1 protein-coding gene is annotated in these 482 nt (G+C 48.1%); it reads right to left on the reverse strand.

Annotated features, from left to right (window positions below; all coding sequences use genetic code 11):
- On the reverse strand, positions 1 to 482 hold a 482-nt coding region (locus QMN38_RS26755; protein WP_323606426.1), incomplete at both ends, for a hypothetical protein.

Raw genomic sequence — 482 nt, forward strand, 5'->3', positions numbered from 1 at the left:
CTGATGGATCCAACCCCTCCGCTGCTATAGTGCAGTCGGCTTCTGACGTTCAGTGCAGCCGTCTTCTGAAAACGACAAACGATGTCAGCCAATAAGTTGTTGTAATAATCGACAAGTGTTTGTTGCAACTCGCCGTCCTGTAAGACTGCATTATCAGTCTGATTCAGGGCGGCTATGGTGTCATTTATACACCATAAACCGATGACGGCTGCACGTAAATCTGTGGATGCTCTTGATGGCGATTCAACGTTTGCTGTCCCACGCATGGCGACAGCATTGTTTAGCCCAGCAATAATCCCATTATAAGTTGGGGGGAGGGGCTCCGACAACTGCAAAGCTATCTTTTCTGTATTGTTTTGGATGTCGTCCGCAAGAATGGTATTCTCGATCAGTTCTCGAGCCAATAATGATGTTTCGAAGCAGACGGCCAACACCGTCTGCTTCGTTTCTGGTTCTTGTTCTTCCACTGCCAGCGCGTTACT

Origin of the sequence: Citrobacter sp. R-1.5.2, assembly GCF_035064245.1 — a bacterium.
GTDB lineage: Bacteria > Pseudomonadota > Gammaproteobacteria > Enterobacterales > Enterobacteriaceae > Citrobacter.